This is a genomic window from Streptomyces sp. NRRL B-24572 (assembly GCF_002156145.1).
GTDB lineage: Bacteria > Actinomycetota > Actinomycetes > Streptomycetales > Streptomycetaceae > Streptomyces > Streptomyces vietnamensis.
The window spans coordinates 1-732 of sequence record NZ_MWIG01001228.1 but is presented as its reverse complement, the minus strand read 5'-3'; the positions used below and the strand labels follow the sequence as shown (position 1 = coordinate 732).

At 65.2% G+C, this 732-nt stretch carries 1 protein-coding gene; it reads right to left on the bottom strand.

Translation table 11 applies throughout. The annotated features are described in order from the left end of the window. A partial coding sequence (locus CCN56_RS41465; RefSeq protein ID WP_143664866.1) for an HNH endonuclease signature motif containing protein occupies positions 1-732 on the bottom strand: 732 nt, incomplete at both ends.

The following is a 732-nucleotide window of genomic DNA, read 5'->3' as shown; positions in this document are numbered from 1 at the left end:
CCCGCTCGGCGTGGTCCAGGTGTGCGTTCCGTCCTCTTGGTTCTCGCACTTCCAGTTCGAGTGGGTCTTCATCCGGTGATGCCTCCGGCACTTCGGCCGGAGGTTGTCCAGCGTCGTGTTCTCCCCGTTGTAGCGACGACAATGATCAAGATCGCAACGGTGCGCGGGCTGATTGCAACCGATCGCCATGCAGGTGGGATACCTGGCCGCGATGAGTTCTCGCTGTTTCGCGGTGGGCCGGTAGACGTTGCTGATCTCTTCCGCCGCTCCTGTCACCGGGTCGGTGAGGATGCGCTTCCACACTCCACCCGCCGCGATCTCCCTCGCGATGGGCGCGGGGATCGGGCCGTAGCCGCCGAGGATGGCGGGGTCCTGGGTGAGGCCGAGGGCTGAGGTGATCGGCATCGTCAGGTACACCTTCGTCTGACCCTGCGGGGTGGGAGTGTCGTTGCCCAACAACAGGTCCCGGGCGACGTCGGAGCGCTTCTGGTCCATCGTCCGGTCGTCCTTGGGCAATGACCTGGCGATGCGGTCGATGTGGTCATAGGCGAGCGCCACATCGTGAGCGGTCATCAACAGGCGGAGCAGGGCCATGCCGTCGTCCAGGTTCATCTTCTCCACCATCCGCGCCTTGCGCTTCTCCTTGAACCGGCGTTCGGCGGCGGTGGGGTCGAGGCGGTGGATGAACCGGACCGCGTACTGGCGGGTGGTCGAGTACGGGTTCTTCTCCGC